Annotated in this window: 2 protein-coding genes and 1 pseudogene; 2 read left to right on the forward strand and 1 reads right to left on the reverse strand. The window is 74.4% G+C overall.

Annotated elements, in window-relative coordinates:
* The coding region (locus E1265_RS35645) for a rhodanese-like domain-containing protein (protein ID WP_279571499.1) at positions 1–321 on the forward strand (321 nt) is incomplete at its 5' end.
* A gap of 17 nt (positions 322–338) precedes the next feature.
* Here the strand turns inward: E1265_RS35645 and sepH are convergent.
* Entirely contained in the window at positions 339–1349 is a 1011-nt protein-coding gene (gene sepH / locus E1265_RS35650) for a septation protein SepH (RefSeq protein ID WP_132935089.1), read from the reverse strand.
* 489 nt (positions 1350–1838) lie between these two features.
* Between sepH and E1265_RS35655 the strand changes: the two are divergent.
* Positions 1839–2292 (forward strand): annotated as a pseudogene (locus E1265_RS35655) (hypothetical protein); the annotation flags it as partial.

A 2292-nucleotide genomic window follows, 5' to 3' on the forward strand; every position in this document is an offset into this window, starting at 1 on the left:
GGGGAGCGGTACCGGGGGGAGGTGGAGCCGATTGATCCGGTCGCCGGCCACATCCCGGGCGCGGTGTCGGCCCCGACCGCGGAGAACCTGCGCGAAGACGGCAGGTTCCGGCCGGCGGCGGAGCTGGCCGCGCACTACGCCGATCTCGGCGTGGTCCCGGGCGTCGAGGTGGGCGTCTACTGCGGCTCGGGCGTCTCGGCGGCCCAGGAGGTCCTGGCGCTGTCCGAGGTCGGCGTGGTGGCCGCGCTCTACCCCGGCTCCTGGAGCGGCTGGACGGCCGACCGGAGCCGCCCGGTGGCCACCGGCCCCCAGCCAGGCTGAGGGCCGGTGCGCCGGCGCTACTCCTTCTTCTTGCGGCGGGTGCCGAAGACGATCTCGTCCCAGCTGGGGACGGCGGCGCGGCGGCCGGGCCGGACGCCGTCCGCCTCGGCCTGCCGGTCCGTGTTGCCCGTGAGCCGCTCGCGGTGCCCGCCGACCGAGCGCGGCATCAGCACGTCCGCGTAGGTCGAGCCGGCGCTGGCCGCCGGGGCGGCCGGGCCACGGCCCGGCGGGCCCTCGGCCGGGGCCTCCTCCTCGACCAGGTCGTCGCCGGGGCCTGGCGCCGAGGCGGCGGGCTCCGGCACGACCAGGTCGCCCCTGAAGCTCGGCACCGCCTCCAGCAGGCTGGTAAGCGAGTCCGGCTCCTCCCCGGCCGAGGCCAGCCGGCTCGCGGGCCGGTCGCCCTCGCGGGGTAGCCGGGCGATGCGCGGCACGAACGGCGTGCTCGGCTCGGGCGTGTCGTCGGTCTCGCCGAGCAGCGCCCGTGCCTCGTCGTCCACGGCCTGCACCAGGCGGCGCGGCGGGTCGAACATCCAGCTTGCCGAGTGCGTCTCGCCGGCGACCCGGTAGACGAGCAACACCTCCCAGGTGCCGTCGTCGCGGCGCCACGAGTCCCACCTGATCGCGTCCTTGTCGGCGCCGCGCAGCAGCAGCCGGTCGGCGACCGCCTCGCCCAGCTGGGGCCCCGCGGCCTCGCCGGGGCGCCGCACCGGGGTCTTCCGGGCCCGCTCCGCCATGAAGGCGCGCTCGGCGAGCACCGGGCCCTCGAAGCGCCGCACCCGGTCGACGGGGATGCCGGCGAACTGCGCCACCTCCTCGGCGGTGGCGCCGGCTCGTATCCGGGCCTGGATGTCGCGCGGCCGGAGGTGGTTCTCCACCTCGATCTCGATCTGGCCGAGCCTGGCCCGGTCGTTGCGCACCGCGGCGCGCAGCCGCTCGTCGATCGGAAGGGTGTATTCCGTGTTGTCGGCAGCCTTGAGCACCAGACGTGTGCCGTCATTGCTCACGGCCACGACACGCAGTTCGGGCACGAGGACCTCCCGGTGGTGCCTGCCGACGTCACGTACGTCGCTGCTCCCGCTAGACGAGTGTGACCTGCCCGGGTGCAGCCTGCCACAACCTTGCCGACTTGCCCGGCGTGTCGGGCCATGGACTTGAGCCGCCGTTATGGCACAGTCACCACTTTGCCACGTGCGGTGACCGGCGCGGGCGCCGCGCGGCGCGTGGGTCATAAGGCGGCCAAGGCCAGGTGTGGTCACACTACTCCATTGGGGCCACCCGGGTGGGGTTCGGCGCTCCAGAAGTTGTCCCGGGTCAAGGGAGTTGACGCGCGGAACTCCCGCTCCTTTGGGTGGCAAGGCTCACAGAAGCCCTGAAATCGGAACTATCCTCGCGCGCCACATGTCTACTTCGTGGGTACGTTGCGAAGAGTGTGTGGATTGAGGCGAACGGTGGAACCTCGGGTAAAGAATCCTGGCGGCGAGGGAGCGGAACGGCGGCGCGGAGGGATCGAGCTGACGGTGCCCCAGGTCGCGGCGAGCGCGACGGCAGCGGTCGCGGGCGCGGTGCTCGCCTCGGGGCTCGGGGTGTTCGGCACGGTGATCGGCGCCGGTGTGATGAGCGTGGTGGCCACCGCCGGCGGAGCCATATTCCAGCACCTGTTCGACAGGTTGCGCGTGCGCCCCACCGAGCGCGAGGCGTCACCGCCCCACGCGCCCCGGCCCCGGCGCGCGTTCCGCCACACGGCGGCGGCCGCCTGCGGGGTCTTCCTGCTGGCGATGGCCGTCATCACCGGGCTCGAACTGGCCAGCGGCTCCGCGCTCGCCGGCTGGTGGCACGGCGACGACCGGGCCGGCACCTCGGTCGGCCGGCTCGTGGGCGGCGGAGCCGAGGAAGGGCGCGACCCCGCGGGCGACACCGGGCAGGAGGATCCCGGCCAGGACGAGGGCGACCCGACGCCGACCCCCACGGAAG

The sequence above is a fragment of the Streptomyces sp. 8K308 genome, assembly GCF_004348315.1.
GTDB lineage: Bacteria > Actinomycetota > Actinomycetes > Streptomycetales > Streptomycetaceae > Streptomyces.